Raw genomic sequence first — 14,930 nt, 5'->3', positions numbered from 1 at the left:
CGTCATGGCCTTAACGTTTACGCACGCAATTGTCGTTGGCGGATCCTCCGGCATTGGGGCAGCCATGGCCACGCAGCTCGCGCGCGGTGGCACCAAGGTGGCCATCCTAGCGCGCCGCGCCGATGAGCTTGAGCGCATTAAGCAGACGTCACCCGACAACATCAAGTGCTACGTCCACGACGTCGAAAACCACGCCGAGGTGCCCGCGCTGCTCGAGCGCATTGAGCGCGACCTCGGAGGGCTGGACTTGTTGGTCTATGCCGCTGGCATCCTCAAGTTCACCCGTGAGGGCGAATACAACTTTGAGAAGGAGCGGGCCACGATTGCGGTCAATGTGATTGGCGCCATGGCGTGGATGAACCCTATTGCCGCCAAGTTCGAAGCCGTCCGGCGCGGCAGCATCGTCGGCATCTCGAGCATTGCGGGCGAACGCGGGCGTCGCAACACGCCAGCCTACGGCACGTCTAAAGCCGCCCTAACCACCTATCTCGAGGCGCTGCGCAATCGCTGCACGCGCTATGGCGTCAACATTGTGACCATTAAGCCCGGCTACGTCGAAACCGACATGATCCGTGGCGCCAAAAATCTGTTCTGGGTCATTACCGCCGATGAGGCTGCAAAGCGCTCGCTTCGACTCGCCGCCAAGGGAGGTAGCGCGAGCGGCTATGTGCCGCGCCGATGGGCGCTGGTTGGCATGGCCATGAAGTGCGTGCCGTCTGTTATCTTTCGCCGCTTAAATTTCTAGGGCGCCGACAATCATGACCACGCCCGCCGCAACGCCATGGCCCAGGCAAGTCCTCACCGGCTTTGGTCGCGCCGTGCGCGCAAGCTGCGCCTTCGCCCAGCCGCAAACAACCGCCGAGCTCGTGACCCTTGTTGCGCAAGCTGGGGCCGCGGGCCTGAGCATCGCCTTTCGCGGCGCCGGCCGCAGTTACGGCGATGCGGCGCTAAATGGCGCTGGCCTCGTGATTAGCACCGAACGCCTAAATCGCATCTTGTCGTGGGATGCGACCACCGGCATCATCGATGCCGAGGCGGGCGCGACCATCGAAGACGTGTGGCGCGCCACCATCGCTGATGGCTATTGGCCACCCGTGGTACCCGGCACCATGCGCCCAACGCTGGGCGGCTGCGTCGCGATGAACATCCACGGCAAGAACAACACGGTTGGCGGCCCCTTTGGCGAGCATGTGCTCGAACTTGACTTGCTTACGGCCGACGGCGCAACGCAAACCATCAGCGCGACCACACATCCCGAGCTATTTCACGCCGTCTGCGGCGGCATGGGGCTGCTCGGCGCTGTGACGCGGGTGAAGTTACAGCTACACAAGGTGCCAAGCGGCAACTTGATGGTTACACCGATCATTGCGCGCAATCTCGAGGAGCTGTTGTTGCGCTTCGAATCGCGGCTAAGCAGTGCCGACTACCTGGTGGCGTGGGTCGATTGCCTTGCGCGCGGCGAGACGCTTGGGCGTGGGCTCATACACACGGCCGAGTATGTCGGGACCAAGGACGCCGACGCGCTACGTGCATCCTATGCCGACAACCTCAGCGGCCTGCCGACGCGCGTGATGGGCTTTCCCAAGGCACATTTGTGGCGCTTCATGCGGCCGTTTACGAATGATGCCTTCGTGCCTTGGGTAAATGCCGCGAAATACTGGAGTGCATTTGCTGGCTGGCGCTGGCGAGCACGCGGCTATGCGCAGTCTCTCGTCGCGTTTAATTTTTTGCTCGACTACGTCACCGATTGGGAGCGCGCCTATGGCGACGGCGGGCTCATTCAGTATCAGCTGTTTGTGCCAGCGGAAGGCGCCCTGGCCTGCATGCGCGACGTGCTAACAGCGTGCCATCAAGCCGGCATCGTCCCTTACCTCGGCGTGCTCAAGCGCCATCGCGCGGATGATTTTTTGCTCTCGCACGGGGTCGACGGTTGGTCACTGGCGCTCGATTTTCGCGTGACGGCGCGCGGCCGCGACGCCTTGTGGCGGCATACCGAGGCGCTCACCGCGATCGTGCTTGCCTACGGCGGCCGCTTCTATTTTGCAAAAGACGCCGTGTTGCGGCCGGCCGACGTGCTCGCGGCATATGGCGCCGAGCGCCTTGCGGCGTTCAAGGCGCACAAGGTCGCACTTGATCCTACCGGGGTGTTTTCGAACGATCTATTTAAGCGCGCCGTAGCGCCGGCCTTCACCAAGTAGCCCTACGCCCTTGAGCACGAGCTCGGGCGCGCGCTACGATCTCATTCTACGAGGGGATGGGGTGATGAGTAAATACGCAGGCAACGTGCTGGCAGCGCTAGCGATGGTCGTCGTGCTCGGGGCTATGGCCCGACCTGCAAGTGCCCAGCTTCAGGTCGATCGCGGCGATCAGATGGCGCAAGAGGCAATTCGGGCGCAAATGGAAATGCAGCGCTTTGAGGAGAATCGCGAGGAGAGCCGCCAAAAGGTCAACGAATGGCGCAAGTGGATGTTTTGGGCCCCGGTCATCGGCGTCGCGTTCTGGGGTTTCTCGCGATCGCCGTGATGTATCGGCGACGCATGAACAACAAGCTGTCGACATTTGGCAGCGGCGGCGAAATTGCGCCCGAGGCGATCAAGGGCCTCACGCAATCCTTCACCACCGGCAAGCAAAGCACCGAAGAGGTCGGACAAGCCATTATCGAGGCCTTGCGCATGGGCACGTATGCCAACTATCGGCGCCTGTTCCCGACGCCACGCGAGGTCGACACCTTCATGTCCCCCGAGCGGAGCAAGGCCTATAAGCAGCAGGTGCTCACCGAGGAGCATTTGCGCGCGTGCTTTAAACGCCTCCACGAGGCCTTCTTCGACGCGCAAGGCAACGTCGAGAGGTTTGAGACCGCCGCGGAGTCGGGCTTTGCCTATGGCGCCGACCCGGCCGCCATGCTGCCCAGCATTGCCTCGTGCACGCTCGCGTTTCGCAACGGTCAAGGCGCCATCGTGGGTTCCATGGTGAAGCTCAGCACGGGCTGGCGCCTGCTCGTGCCAGCCTAAATCGACTTGCGGTCGCGGCTCGCCGATGCTCGCGGCCAGGCCATGCCATACTAGGCAGGCGTCATGTCTGCCCACTCGTTCGCCGCATTTGCCGCCAAATGGCTGGCCACGCCCATGCAGTTCGACGAGGCGCAAATCGCCGACCTGCTTGCGCTACCACCGCTTGACGAGCCGACGCTGGCCGCGGTGATGCCGCCGCTGCCTGCCGAGGCGCTTGCACATGCCGCCGCTGCCGACTTGTTGCGGCAACACCAATTTGTTGAGCTGCCACCGCGCGCCATTGCCGATCTGGCTCGGCTTTTTCGGGGCGTGGTGGAGGTCGTGCGCACGGCCAAGGCTAAGGGGATGACGGCGGACGGCGTGCGCGACGCACTTCGGCCCCACCTCGACGCGCTCACCGCCTGGCCACTCGGGCACGTCGAGGCTGACGCCCCAGCCGTGGTGTGCGGCGAATACTCGGCGGCGCTGCAAATGGACGTGCTTGGCTTTGCCACGTGGCAGCTCATGGCGCCGCTGCTCGATCTTGGGTGCGGCGCACATGCATACCTGGTGCGTCACTTGCGCAACCTGGGCTGGGACGCCCATGGCCTTGATCGCTTGGCGCCGCCCGACGTGCAGCTGGCAAACGCGCCGCCATTTAGCACGTGGCTGGCGTGTACGTTGCCTCCCGCCGCATTTGCAACGATCACGTCGCATATGGCGTTTTCACTGAATTTCCTGCATCACCACGTGCGCGCGGGCGGCGGTGGCGTGGCGCTGCGCTACGCCGATACGTATCGCCATATTTTGCTCGCGCTTAGGCCTGGCGGACACTTCGTATACGCGCCAAGCCTGCCGTTTGTCGAGGCGAGCTTACCCGCCGGCTATAGCGTGCGCTATGCGCCATTGCCGAGCGAACTCGCCAGCGGCGTTGCGGCGCTATCGCGCGCGACCGGCGCCGATGTCGCCCAGGCTGCCTGCGTCACGCGTGAGGCCGCTATCTCGTAGCCTGCCGCAGCAGGCGTTTGGCCCTTGTCAAGCAATCCCACCTTACGCTACACCGCGCGCGTGCTCCCTGCCCAGCCGCGCAGCTACCCCACGCTTAGCGTTTTGGTGCCTGTGCACGACGAGGAGGCTAATCTCCTCCCCTTTGTTGACGAGCTCGCAACCATGCTCGATGAAGCAAGCGAGCGCTGGGAGCTAGTGTTTGTCGACGACGGCAGCCGCGATGCCTCGCTAGCCATGCTCGCAGCGCTGGCGGCGTCGCGTCGAAATATAAAAGTGGTCAGCTTGGCGCGGCATTTTGGCAAGGAGGCCGCCATCAGCGCCGGGCTGCGCGCCTGCGCCGGACAGGCGGCCATCCTCATGGACTGCGACCTGCAGCACCCACCAGCCGTCGTGCTCGACATGCTTGCGCGTTGGCGGCGCGGGGCGCACTTGGTGGTTGGCATTCGCCAGTGGCGCGCCGACCAATCGCGCCTGCGCATTTGGCTGACCGCGCGGTTTTATGGCGTGATGCGCCGCCTTGCCAATATCGACCTCGCCGCCAACGCCGCCGATTTTCGCCTCATCGATCGCGCGCTCATCGACGTGATCAACGCCCTGCCCGAGCGCACCCGTTTTCTAAAGGGACTGTTTCAGTGGCCGGGGTTTCGCTGCGAGGAGGTGCCTTTCACGATGCGCCCGCGCCAGCACGGCCAATCGCGCTGGTCACTCGGATCGCTGTGGCGCCTCGCGCTCGACGGCATCGTCAGCTTTTCTAGCGCGCCGCTGAAAATTTGGACTTACGTCGGCGCGATGATGGCTCTGCTAGCGATCGGCGGCGCCGCCGTCGCTGGGGTGCAATATCTCGCATGGCAGGCCACCTTCACCGGCGGTTTTTGGGCAGCCATGGGCGGCTTGCTCGCCTGCGGCGTCGTGCTCATCTCGCAGGGCATCCAAGGCGAATACCTCGCGCGAATCTACGACGAGGTGCGCGGGCGGCCGCTCTACGTCGTACAGAGCCTGCATGGGTTTTCGAGTGACGACGCCTTTGCCGCCGCGCATGGCGTGTTACAAACGCAGGCATGTCAAACATCGCTCTCGCACTAATAGGCGGCGCGCTTATTGGGCTCTCCGCCTCGCTGTATTGGCTGTCGCACGGCCGCATCGCCGGCATTAGCGGGCTGCTCGGCGGCCTGGTCGCACGCCACGCCAGCGACCGCGGGCAACGCGGCGCCTTCCTCGCCGGCCTGCTCATCGCCGGCGTCGCGCTCTACCTCATCCGCCCCGGCGTGTTTGGCCTGGCTAACGCGCAACCACTGTGGCTGGTCGCCATCGCCGGGGTGCTCGTAGGCTATGGCACGCGCCTGGGCAGCGGCTGCACCAGCGGTCACGGCATCTGCGGCATCGCGCGGCTTTCGGGGCGTTCGATCGCGGCCACCGTCACGTTTATCGCCACTGGCGTACTGACCATCGTCGCCTTGCGCGCCGCTGGCGTGGAGGGCTTCTAAATGCAAGCCTTGGTGAGCCTGCTCGCGGGCGTGTTATTCGGCGTTGGCCTTGGCGTTGCCGGCATGACCAATCCCGGCAACGTGCGCGCCTTCCTCGACATCTTTGGCGCCTGGGACCCAACGCTGATGTTTGTCATGGCCGGCGGCATCGCCGTGCACATGGCCGCGCTACAACTCATTGCCAAACACAAGACGCCGCTGTTTGAGCCTTCGTTTCACCAAGCCCTCAAGCATGGGCTCGACGCCAAGCTGCTCATCGGCGCCGGCATCTTTGGCGTTGGCTGGGGCATCGCCGGCTTTTGCCCCGGCCCCGCGATCGTCAGCCTCGGCAGCGGCGCCATGGTGCCACTCGTCTTCGTCGCCGCCATGACCGCGGGCATGCTCTTGCAACACGTCACCGGTCGCCGCGACCAGGCCTTGGCGACGAGTGCAGTTGCGGATACGGTGTGCGAATGAGCGTCTCTCTCGCCCAACTGTATCGCGAACATCTCGCCCACATCCTGCCTGCCTACGCCAAGGCGCTGGAGGCCAGCGGCTTTGACGCGCTCGTCGTGGAAAGCGGCGAGGCGCTGCAGAAAAATCCGTTTGACGACCAGTATTTTGCGTTTGCGGCGACGCCGACGTTTTTGCACTTTGCGCCGATTTGCGAGGCTGGCGCTTATCTCGTGCTGCGGCACGGCCAGCCCCCGACCATCGTGCGCACGGCGGGCGATGATTTTTGGGATGCGCCGGCAACGCCAGATCGCGACTTCTGGCACGAATTTGTCGTCGTTAACGCCACGCAGGCCACGCTCGCGGATCATCTGCCTGCCAACAAGCCGACCACTGCGCTGATCCATTCGCGCCGCGGCGGCGACCAAACGACGCCGGCCGCGCTCGCCGGCGTAAGCAAAAATCCGCAAGCGCTCATCGCGGCTATCCACGCCATACGCACCCGCAAAACGCCGTATGAACTCGCCTGCATGCGCGTTGCCAGCGAACGCGCCGTGCGCGGCCATATTGCCGCGCGCGCGCTGTTTGACGCCGACACCAATGCCAGCGAGCTCGCCTTGCATTTGGCATATCTCGCCGCCAGCGAACAAGACGATGCGCAGACGCCTTACAAGGGTATCGTCGCGCTCGGCGAGCACGCGGCCACCTTGCATTACGTCAACTATAAAACCACCGGCGCCTCGACCGCGCCTTCGTTTTTGATCGACGCCGGCGCCGCCTATTGCGGCTACGCCAGCGACATCACGCGCACCTATGTCCGCGGGGGCAGCTTGTTTAGCGAGCTGCTCGAAGGCATGGAGACGCTGCAACAAGCGCTCGTGCGCGGCGTGCGGCCAGGGCGCGCCTATGAAGACCTCCACGACGACAGCCACGTGCAGCTCGCCACCTTGCTGGCAGACCTCGATATCGCCGGCGGCTCGCGCGGCAGCCGCGAGGCGTTGGTCTCCCGCGGCGTGACGCGAGCGTTTTTTCCGCACGGCCTTGGGCATTCGCTCGGCCTGCAAGTGCACGACGTCGGCTGCAAGCTGACGCCGCCGCGCGCCGAAAACCCGTATTTGCGCAATACCAGCGTCATCGAGAGCGGCCAGGTCTTCACCATCGAGCCTGGCTTCTACGTCATCCCGGCCTTGCTCGCCCCGCTGCGCGCCGACGACCGCGCCGGGCTGGTTAACTGGGGGGCGGTCGACGCGCTGGCGCCGTTTGGCGGCATCCGCATCGAGGACAATATTGCCGTCCACGCCGACCGCATCGAAAACCTAACCCGCGATGCATTTCGCATGGTTGCGGGCTAAGGCCGACGTCCCGGCGCAAGCCCCGCACTCCGCCCCGTCAGAAAATTCATTTTTTTCAGAACCGATGGTCGCGGCAGGCGTCTATCACCCAACAGCTGCGTAGCTGGTTTTGGTGCCTTGCCGGCGCTGCATGTTGCAGCGTGGCCAATGCGGCGCTCAGGCCACGGCTGCGCCCGCCCACGCCCAAGGAGTTTGCTATGTCTAAATCACCCCACGCACTTCGCCGAATTCGCACCTACCTCTTTAGCGCTGCCATGGCTTGGTCCGCCGCCTGCGGCGCGCCGGAACGCGCCGAGCGGACAACCCACCCAGCGGGCAGCGAGTCCCAGCTACGCGAAGCCGCCAATACGATGCCAAGTCTCTCGCAGGCGCCGGCCGACGACAAACCCGCGCCGCGCACTACCGCTGACCAGGAGCAACTCGCGACCGTGTCCGCCGAATCGGGCGATGTCGCGCAGATCGCCACAACAGACGTAACCACGGCGCAACCGATGCAAGACGTCAAGGAGGAGGATAGGGACGCGCCCGCCGCGGCTAAGTCGAAAATGCCTGTGGAGGCAGGAAAAAAAGACGGCCGCATGGGCAGCGTCTCGGGCTCGGGAACAGGCGTCGGCTACGGCAGCGTGACGATGCACGGCCTTGGCGCCGGCGGTGGCGGCAGCGGTGGTGTGGCCTATGGCCGCGGCGCGATCGCCGGCGGCGTGGTTGCGAACTCAGCGCCCGAACCGGTCTCCACCGAGGACTACGCCCATTACAAGCCCAACGCGTGGACCGACGTCAAGGCCGACAACCTCTCCACCTTCGCCGCCGATGTCGACAATGCGTCGTACACCATCGCGCGCCGCAAGCTCGGCGAAGGCCAGCTCCCACCTGCTGCCAGCGTGCGCGTCGAGGAGTTCGTCAATTTCTACGACTATGCGTACCCGGCGCCGATCCGCGGGCCGTTTTCCGTCAGCATGGATGCCGCCCCTTCGCCGTGGCAGGAAGGCCGCCACATCTTGCGCGTTGGCGTCGCGACCCAGGCCAAGCGCGCCAGCGAGCGCGCGCCGGCAAACCTTGTCTTTCTCGTCGACGTCTCGGGCTCCATGAGCAGCAGCGACAAGCTGCCGATGGTGCAAAAGTCGCTGCGGCTGCTCACCGAAGAGCTGTCGCCGCGCGACACGGTAAGTATTGTTACCTATGCCGGCGCCGAGCGCGTCGTGCTCGAGCCAACGTCGGCTGCCGAAAAGTCGACCATCCTCGCCGCCATCTCCGACTTCTCATCCGGCGGCTCGACCGCGATGGGCGCGGGCATCGACCTCGCCTACAAAATGGCGGCGGTCAAGCATCGCAAGGGCGTCAATAGCCGCGTCATCGTGCTCTCAGACGGCGATGCCAACGTCGGCCGCACCTCGCACGAAGAAATCCTCGCGCAGATCAGCGGCTACGTCAAAGAAGGCATCACGCTGTCCACCGTGGGCTTTGGCATGGGCAACTACAAGGACACCACGATGGAGCAGCTCGCCAACAAGGGCAATGGCAACAACTATTACGTCGACGGCATCGATGAAGCCAAGCGCATCTTTGTCGACAAAATCAGCGCCACGCTCGAAGTGGTCGCCAAAGACGTCAAGCTGCAGGTCGACTTCAACAGCGACAAGGTCGCGCGCTATCGGCTGATTGGCTACGAAAACCGCGACATCGCCGACAAAGACTTCCGCAACGATAAGGTCGACGCCGGCGAAATTGGCGCGGGTCATCAAGTCACGGCACTCTACGAAATCGAGCTGACCGCAGCAGGTAAGGCCGACCCGACCGGCATGGTCACCACGCTCATTCGCCACAAGCTGCCCACCGCCGACGTCGCGACGGAGGCCTCGTTCGCCTTTGCCGCCACCGGCATGGCCAGCGCGCTCGAGTCCGCCAACGCCGATCTGCGCTTTGCCACCGCACTCGCGCTCTTTGCCGACATCTTGCGCGGCAACCCCGACGTCGGCCGCGGCTCGCTCGCCACCGCCCGCGCACTCGCCGCCAGCGCGCAAGGCTCACGCCGCGAACGCGCCGAGCTGGTGGGGCTAATCGATGCCGCGTCGCCGAAACTACCGCTTGTGATGGCGAAGTAAGCACGCCCTAGTCGACAAACCTCACCTCGGCAATCTCTTCGGCGGCAAACGGCAGGTCGAGCACGGGCGTCCGCGGCGCCGTGGCGGCATACGGCGCCGGCCGCGCCACAAAGCGCAGCGGATACGTAAGCTGCTGGAAAACGAGCTGGACGCCGCGCACGGCGATGTCATCAAGCGAGGCTAAGGCTTGACGTACCCGCGGGTCCTTACAAGCCTCGATGCCAGCCGCAATCGCATCTTGATCCCAGAGGCTTGGCGACAGGCGCACACTCTCGCGTCCGCCGTGCGGGGTTGGCCGATTGTGCTCGCGCCACAGCGACGGCTCGCCGCCAACCGCGAAAGGGTCAACCGCGACGCCATTGTGCCAAACGTTAAAATGAACGTGCGGAATGCCAAAGGGAAACGTCAAGAGCCCGTCGGTGCCGCTGTAGCCCGAGAGCGCGACCGGTCGCCCACGCTCAACGAAATCGCCCGGGGCCACCAACGCCTTGGCGAGATGATTGCACGACGTAATGAGGTGACCGCCGTGTTCGATCACCACCTTGAGCCCGCCGCGATTGTATTCATTGATCACGTGCATGACCCGTCCGGGCGCCGCGGCGACCACGGTCGTACCGGGCGCTACCGCGAAATCAGTGCCATTGTGGCTGTCATAGGTGCCCGCCTGGCCGCGAAAATCCCTGACCTGGGTGACGCGCACCGACCAACCGTCCTCGATCGGCGTCGGCGTGTGGTTAAACAAGTTGGTAATCAAGACCGGCGATGGCACCCCATGGTGCGGCCCGGTTAGCCAATGGCGCCACAGCTGCAGCGATGCCCGTGGCTGCAGCCGCTTCGCGCTCGACAACCCGAACCGGCTGGGCCTTACGTGTTCGTCGCCGCGAAACACCATGACCAGCTCGGCGAGCCGTGCGGGCACATCATCGAGCCCAAGCGCCTCGCGCAGCGATACCTTGCGTGCCATGCGAGCAGGCTAGCATAATTAACTGACGAATCGTTAACTATTTGTTTTGCGACGAGGTTGCGAGCGTCTGGCGCAGCTCGGCGACCAGCTCGCGGGTCATCGCGGCTAGGTCATAGCGCGGCGCCCAGCCCCACTCGCGGCGCGCTAAACTGTCATCGAGCGCGCGCGGCCAAGAATCCAAGATGGCTTGCCGCATCGGGTCGGGCACAAACGTCACGTCAAGGCCGGCAATCGCGGTCGCCGCGCTGGCGGCGATTTCATCGGCTCGCGGCGAGAACGCGGCAATATTATAGATCGCTCGCGACAACCGCTCTCGCGGAGCCGCCGCTAGCTCGCGCAGCGCGCGCACGCCATCGGGCATATACATCAGCGGAATTCTCGTGTCGGCGCGGCAGAACGCCTGATAGCGCCCCGTGCGCACGCCGTCGTAATAAATATGCACCGCATAATCGCTCGAGCCGCCGCCCGGCTTGCTGCCCGAAATAAGCCCCGGAAAGCGCACCCCGCGCACGTCTAGCCCAAACTTGCCGCGGAAGTAATCGCACAAAAGCTCGCCCGCGACCTTGGTCACGCCATACATGGTGGTTGGACGCAGCGGCACATCGTCGGGCGTTGGGTCTGGCAGACCCGGACCAAACACCGCGATGGTCGACGTAAACAGCACGCGCGGCGCGCCGGTCTTGCGCGCCGCTTCCAATACGTTCCAGGTGCCGGTTTGATTTACGTTGTAGGCGGCGATGTGATTGGTTTCACCGGTGGCGCTTAAGATCGCCGCGAGGTGCACCACAAGATCCGGCTTGTGCTCGGCAAATGCCTGCTCGACCGCGGCTGCCTCGGTAACATCCAAGCGATGCCAAGACGCCACCGCCACCGCCGCTTCAGGCAAGCGTGCGTCGGTCGCAATGATCGTCGCGCCCTCTGCCGCATAGGCCTTGATCAAATCGCGACCAATTTGGCCACCCGCGCCAGTGATGAGCACCTTCATAACTTGGCTACTAACCTACGGCGCGCCTGGGCAGGGTACTTCTTGCGCTGGCCGCGGATCGCAGATGCGCCCGGGACCGCAGTCCGGCCGCGGGTGAATCAGCGAGCAAACGCCGTCGCTCATCTTGAGCACGCGCGCACCTACGGGCGTGTCCGCGGCGCAGGCTAGTCCAACGTGTGCCGCGATCGGCGCGTCAACGGGGGCCAGCTGGCAGGTCGCATCAGCGACTGCCACCACCTCCCACGTCGCGATGATCGACGTTGAGACGTCGGCCTCTCCGCCGTGTTGCGTGGGCGCATCACTTGATGGCGGCGCCGGCCGCGGTGATACCGGGCCCGGTTGCGCCGGCGACATCACACAACCTGTGCCGCTGGCTAGTAATACGAGTAGCGCTAAAAGCCGTTTCATGGCCTATAACTCCATGATTTCGGCTTCTTTGGCCGTTGCGGTTTCGTCCACCGTGGCGATGAACTTATCCGTGATGTCCTGAATCTTTTTTTCACCGGCCTTGCGCTCGTCTTCGGTGATGGCCTTGTCTTTTTCGGCTTCCTTGATCATGTCGTTGGCATCGCGCCGCGCCGCGCGCACCGCGACCCGCGCGTCTTCGGTCATCTTCTTGACCTGCTTGACTAAATCTTTGCGGCGGTCTTGCGTCAGCGGTGGAATTGGCAGGCGCACCTGGTCGGAGTCGGCGACAGGATTTAGATTCAAATCGCTCGCTCGAATGGCCTTGTCGATCGCCGCGATCATCGATTTCTCCCACGGCTTGACCGTGATGAGGCGTGCGTCGACCACCGTCACGCTGGCCACTTGATTGATCGGCGTCGGCGTGCCGTAGTAATCCACCCGCACGCCATCGAGCATCGAGGTCGAGGCGCGGCCGGTGCGAACTTTTTGCAAGTCGCGCTTAAAGGCCTCGATCGCCTTGTTCATGCCAGCTTCAGCCTCGGTGGTAATTTGTGCGATCATAGTCATTCTCCCAGCGGTCGGTCTAAACGTTTGCGAATTGTGACGGCTCGTCGTCGCCGACGATGCGGGTGCCGACGGCCTCGCCCGCGATCACGCGCGCGATGTTGCCGGCCTTAGTCATATCAAACACAATGATGGGCAGCTTGTTGTCGCGGCACAGCGCAAAGGCCGTTGAGTCCATCACCTTGAGATCTTTTTGCAGTGCGTCGGTATAGCTGACGGTCTTATAAAGGCGAGCGCCGGGATTCTTGCGCGGGTCGGAGTCGTACACGCCATCGACCTTGGTCGCCTTCATGACGACATCGGCGCCAATTTCCATCGCGCGTAACGCCGCCGCGGTGTCGGTGGTAAAAAATGGGTTGCCGGTGCCAGCGCCAAAAATGACGACGCGGCCCTTCTCGAGATGGCGTATCGCGCGGCGGCGAATGTAGGGCTCGGCTAGCGCCGACATTTCAATGGCCGATTGCACGCGCGTGGCTTGGCCGCGTTTTTCGACGGCGTCTTGCAGCGACACCGCATTCATGACGGTCGCGAGCATGCCAACATAGTCGGCGGTCGAACGATCCATGCCCTTGGCAGAGTCCGACACGCCGCGAAATATATTGCCGCCGCCGACCACCACTGCCACCTGAACGCCAGTTGAGGCCGCATCTGCGATTTCCTGGGCGATAACGCCTAAGACCTCGGTGCTAATGCCATAGCCCTGCGGCCCCATGAGCGCTTCGCCGGATAACTTCAATAAGATGCGCCGAAACGCAGGCTTAGACGATGATTTAGAGGGCGTCGAACCGGGCAGTGACATGCCGCACGACTCTACGCCAACAGACCTACACTTGCCACCGTCAGGCGACGCCGTTTGTCAGGCGAAAATGGAGAAAGCAGCTGCGGCCGCCGCGCCAACCCCGTTATAGTCCGTGCCGACTGGGGAGGTCATCATGCGCCAAGCTCATACGCGTCTATCGTCTCATCTCAACTCTGCCGTGGCCACGTCGCTGCTGCTCGCCGCTTTGGCGAGCGTGGGCGGGTGCACCAATGACGAGACGGCGCCGCCAAACAATACGCCAAGCGACAACTGCATTGATACCACGCAGGCGTATTGCAACGATGTTGGGCTTTCGCCGTCGGCGTGCATCGACTTGATCGCGCAAACCTGCAGCGACGAACCAACCGATCCAGTTGATCCAACTCCACCGGTTGATCCAACCGACCCAGGCAATGCGCAATGCATTGACGACTTTGTCGCGCAGTGCACGCAGTTCGGCGTCGACGTGGCGACGTGCACAGGTTACGCCGAGCAGTATTGCGACGCGACCAATCCAGGTGACCCGACCGACCCAACGGATCCGACCGACCCAAGCGCCTGCGAAGCGCAAGCGACTGCGCAATGCGAGCAATTTGGTTTAGACCCTGCTGCCTGCGCCGACCTGGTCGAGCAAATTTGTGGCGCCATCGGCGGCGGCACGCCGGGCGGTGGTGGCGGCGGCAGCGACCCGCTCTGCCTCATTGAAACCATTGCGCAGTGCACGCAGTTTGGGCTGGACCTTGCCACCTGCGCGGCGCTTGCTGGCCCAGTGTGTGAAAACCTCGGCGGCCTGCCAGACCTCGGCGGTCTCGGCGGCGGTGGTGGTGCAGGAGGCCTTGGTGGCCTCGAAGACTTACTCGGCGGCCTGGGGCTGTAGGTTCGCCACTGGGGGCCCCGCTCCCACCGCCTGGCTCGCAAGCGCTTGAGCTGGCCAACAAATTCAGTTGCTTGTCGCGAGCGTTGGAGCCGCTGGTTGGCACAGACTTTGAATTTGGTGAGGAACACCAAAGGACAAATCAACCATGCGCCACGTTACCTTCGCCTGTCTCGCCACGATTATCCTCGCGTTTGCCGTCTCTACAGCGCAGGCCGGAACCCCTGCCGAAAACCAGAAGGCGCTGCGGGGGGCCATTACCTGCTTCAACGATTCAAGCGAGGTCGGAGACCATATTTCCGAACTTGTTCGCAGCAAGCGCTACGTACCCCCACGCAGATGGAACACCTCCTCGTGCGACCTAGCCCTGCTTGTATCCAAGCAAAATGGCTCCGCCGAGCTGACGCGTACGCTGAGCGCCTTCGCGACTTCCTTGACAAGCCTCGCGGCTGACGTGGATGGGCTCATGTTAGAAAAGCAAAAGCCAGTGGTCTCGGCTGACACGCACGGCGCGCTGGTAAAGCTCGCGAAGACATTGGAAGCCAACCTAACGGCGCGCAAAGCGCTTAGCTTACAGATCGACAAAGAAGAGATTGAATTCGATCGCGCAGACCTCGCCGCCCTCGCCAAAAAAGAAAAAAAGAAGAAGGAAAAATCGTCCGAATATTATCGTTTGGTAATCAAGATTGCAAAGGCCGACTTGCTCGCGGCAAGGGAGACCAAAAACCATGTCGCCTTTAGCACGCAGTTGCCAACGATTCTCGAAGCCGTGAGCGCGCTCGCGGTCGGACCTGATGCAGACTATCTTGCAACATATTGCGCCGCCGTGCTGCAGATGCACAAGGCTGCCAGCGCCGTAACCCCCGCCTGGGTAGACGCCGACCTCCAGGCGTTTCGCGCAGCCGAGCAAGCCGTTGTAGCGGCGTATAACGCGCTGTAGCGGCGTCAACGCCAGCCCGCCCGTGCTA

Annotated in this window: 16 protein-coding genes and 1 pseudogene; 12 read left to right on the top strand and 5 right to left on the bottom strand. The window is 63.5% G+C overall.

Annotated features, from left to right (window positions below; genetic code table 11):
- Positions 1-4 precede the first annotated feature (4 nt).
- From IPL79_15970 to IPL79_15925, 10 genes are all read left to right on the top strand, one after another.
- Positions 5-745 carry an SDR family NAD(P)-dependent oxidoreductase gene (locus tag IPL79_15970; GenBank protein ID MBK9072475.1) on the top strand — a complete coding sequence of 247 codons (741 nt, stop codon included), beginning with the start codon at positions 5-7 and terminating at the stop codon, positions 743-745.
- 13 nt (positions 746-758) lie between these two features.
- A complete protein-coding gene (locus IPL79_15965; GenBank protein ID MBK9072474.1) occupies positions 759-2,198 on the top strand; it encodes an FAD-binding oxidoreductase in 1,440 nt (479 codons plus the stop codon).
- A gap of 64 nt (positions 2,199-2,262) precedes the next feature.
- Complete coding sequence (locus tag IPL79_15960; protein MBK9072473.1) at positions 2,263-2,523, top strand: hypothetical protein; 261 nt, start codon at positions 2,263-2,265, stop codon at positions 2,521-2,523.
- Positions 2,524-2,537: 14 nt separating this feature from the next.
- Complete coding sequence (locus IPL79_15955; protein ID MBK9072472.1) at positions 2,538-3,011, top strand: hypothetical protein; 474 nt, start codon at positions 2,538-2,540, stop codon at positions 3,009-3,011.
- 63 nt (positions 3,012-3,074) lie between these two features.
- Positions 3,075-3,998 carry a class I SAM-dependent methyltransferase gene (locus IPL79_15950; GenBank protein MBK9072471.1) on the top strand — a complete coding sequence of 308 codons (924 nt, stop codon included), beginning with the start codon at positions 3,075-3,077 and terminating at the stop codon, positions 3,996-3,998.
- 60 nt (positions 3,999-4,058) lie between these two features.
- A complete protein-coding gene (locus tag IPL79_15945; GenBank protein ID MBK9072470.1) occupies positions 4,059-5,081 on the top strand; it encodes a glycosyltransferase family 2 protein in 1,023 nt (340 codons plus the stop codon).
- Positions 5,057-5,482, top strand: a complete 426-nt coding sequence (locus IPL79_15940; protein ID MBK9072469.1) for a YeeE/YedE family protein — start codon at positions 5,057-5,059, stop codon at positions 5,480-5,482. Before IPL79_15945 ends, IPL79_15940 begins: the two co-directional genes overlap by 25 nt.
- Complete coding sequence (locus tag IPL79_15935) at positions 5,483-5,938, top strand: YeeE/YedE family protein (protein ID MBK9072468.1); 456 nt, start codon at positions 5,483-5,485, stop codon at positions 5,936-5,938.
- The gene (gene pepQ, locus IPL79_15930; GenBank protein ID MBK9072467.1) at positions 5,935-7,266 is read left to right on the top strand and encodes a Xaa-Pro dipeptidase; all 1,332 of its coding nucleotides are present in this window, start codon (positions 5,935-5,937) and stop codon (positions 7,264-7,266) included. The genes IPL79_15935 and pepQ overlap by 4 nt, the downstream gene beginning before the upstream one ends.
- Before the next feature lie 197 nt (positions 7,267-7,463).
- Positions 7,464-9,368, top strand: a complete 1,905-nt coding sequence (locus IPL79_15925) for a von Willebrand factor type A domain-containing protein (protein ID MBK9072466.1) — start codon at positions 7,464-7,466, stop codon at positions 9,366-9,368.
- Between the two features lie 7 nt (positions 9,369-9,375).
- On the opposite strand, the gene IPL79_15920 is transcribed toward IPL79_15925, so the two are convergent.
- The 5 genes from IPL79_15920 to IPL79_15900 are packed head-to-tail and all read right to left on the bottom strand — an operon-like array spanning position 9,376 to position 13,088.
- Complete coding sequence (locus tag IPL79_15920; GenBank protein MBK9072465.1) at positions 9,376-10,332, bottom strand: M23 family metallopeptidase; 957 nt, start codon at positions 10,330-10,332, stop codon at positions 9,376-9,378.
- 37 nt (positions 10,333-10,369) lie between these two features.
- Positions 10,370-11,317: an NAD-dependent epimerase/dehydratase family protein gene (locus tag IPL79_15915; protein ID MBK9072464.1), complete on the bottom strand. Its 948-nt coding sequence runs from the start codon at positions 11,315-11,317 to the stop codon at positions 10,370-10,372.
- Between the two features lie 15 nt (positions 11,318-11,332).
- Positions 11,333-11,725: a hypothetical protein gene (locus tag IPL79_15910; protein MBK9072463.1), complete on the bottom strand. Its 393-nt coding sequence runs from the start codon at positions 11,723-11,725 to the stop codon at positions 11,333-11,335.
- A 3-nt stretch (positions 11,726-11,728) separates the two neighbouring features.
- On the bottom strand, positions 11,729-12,286 hold the full coding sequence (frr, locus tag IPL79_15905) for a ribosome recycling factor (GenBank protein MBK9072462.1): 558 nt from the start codon (positions 12,284-12,286) through the stop codon (positions 11,729-11,731).
- A gap of 22 nt (positions 12,287-12,308) precedes the next feature.
- Positions 12,309-13,088, bottom strand: a complete 780-nt coding sequence (locus IPL79_15900; protein MBK9072461.1) for a UMP kinase — start codon at positions 13,086-13,088, stop codon at positions 12,309-12,311.
- A 358-nt stretch (positions 13,089-13,446) separates the two neighbouring features.
- Between IPL79_15900 and IPL79_15895 the strand changes: the two are divergent.
- A pseudogene (locus IPL79_15895) lies at positions 13,447-13,641 on the top strand (hypothetical protein).
- A 469-nt stretch (positions 13,642-14,110) separates the two neighbouring features.
- Positions 14,111-14,902 (top strand): hypothetical protein, encoded by a 792-nt coding sequence (locus tag IPL79_15890; protein MBK9072460.1) that lies wholly within the window; start codon positions 14,111-14,113, stop codon positions 14,900-14,902.
- Positions 14,903-14,930: the final 28 nt, after the last annotated feature.

The organism is Myxococcales bacterium, assembly GCA_016716835.1.
Classification (GTDB): Bacteria; Myxococcota_A; Polyangia; order Haliangiales; family Haliangiaceae; genus JADJUW01.
This window is presented reverse-complemented; position numbering and strand designations above follow the sequence as displayed.

Bases quoted from the DNA above. Each gene is read 5' to 3' on its own strand.
- IPL79_15950 (MBK9072471.1), top strand. From the start codon at position 3,075: ATGTCTGCCCACTCGTTCGCCGCATTTGCCGCCAAATGGCTGGCCACG.
- IPL79_15920 (MBK9072465.1), bottom strand. From the start codon at position 10,332: ATGGCACGCAAGGTATCGCTGCGCGAGGCGCTTGGGCTCGATGATGTG.
- IPL79_15960 (MBK9072473.1), top strand. From the start codon at position 2,263: ATGAGTAAATACGCAGGCAACGTGCTGGCAGCGCTAGCGATGGTCGTC.
- IPL79_15910 (MBK9072463.1), bottom strand. From the start codon at position 11,725: ATGAAACGGCTTTTAGCGCTACTCGTATTACTAGCCAGCGGCACAGGT.
- pepQ (MBK9072467.1), top strand. From the start codon at position 5,935: ATGAGCGTCTCTCTCGCCCAACTGTATCGCGAACATCTCGCCCACATC.
- IPL79_15970 (MBK9072475.1), top strand. From the start codon at position 5: ATGGCCTTAACGTTTACGCACGCAATTGTCGTTGGCGGATCCTCCGGC.
- IPL79_15925 (MBK9072466.1), top strand. From the start codon at position 7,464: ATGTCTAAATCACCCCACGCACTTCGCCGAATTCGCACCTACCTCTTT.
- frr (MBK9072462.1), bottom strand. From the start codon at position 12,286: ATGATCGCACAAATTACCACCGAGGCTGAAGCTGGCATGAACAAGGCG.
- IPL79_15935 (MBK9072468.1), top strand. From the start codon at position 5,483: ATGCAAGCCTTGGTGAGCCTGCTCGCGGGCGTGTTATTCGGCGTTGGC.
- IPL79_15890 (MBK9072460.1), top strand. From the start codon at position 14,111: ATGCGCCACGTTACCTTCGCCTGTCTCGCCACGATTATCCTCGCGTTT.
- IPL79_15900 (MBK9072461.1), bottom strand. From the start codon at position 13,088: ATGTCACTGCCCGGTTCGACGCCCTCTAAATCATCGTCTAAGCCTGCG.
- IPL79_15965 (MBK9072474.1), top strand. From the start codon at position 759: ATGACCACGCCCGCCGCAACGCCATGGCCCAGGCAAGTCCTCACCGGC.
- IPL79_15915 (MBK9072464.1), bottom strand. From the start codon at position 11,317: ATGAAGGTGCTCATCACTGGCGCGGGTGGCCAAATTGGTCGCGATTTG.
- IPL79_15955 (MBK9072472.1), top strand. From the start codon at position 2,538: ATGAACAACAAGCTGTCGACATTTGGCAGCGGCGGCGAAATTGCGCCC.
- IPL79_15940 (MBK9072469.1), top strand. From the start codon at position 5,057: ATGTCAAACATCGCTCTCGCACTAATAGGCGGCGCGCTTATTGGGCTC.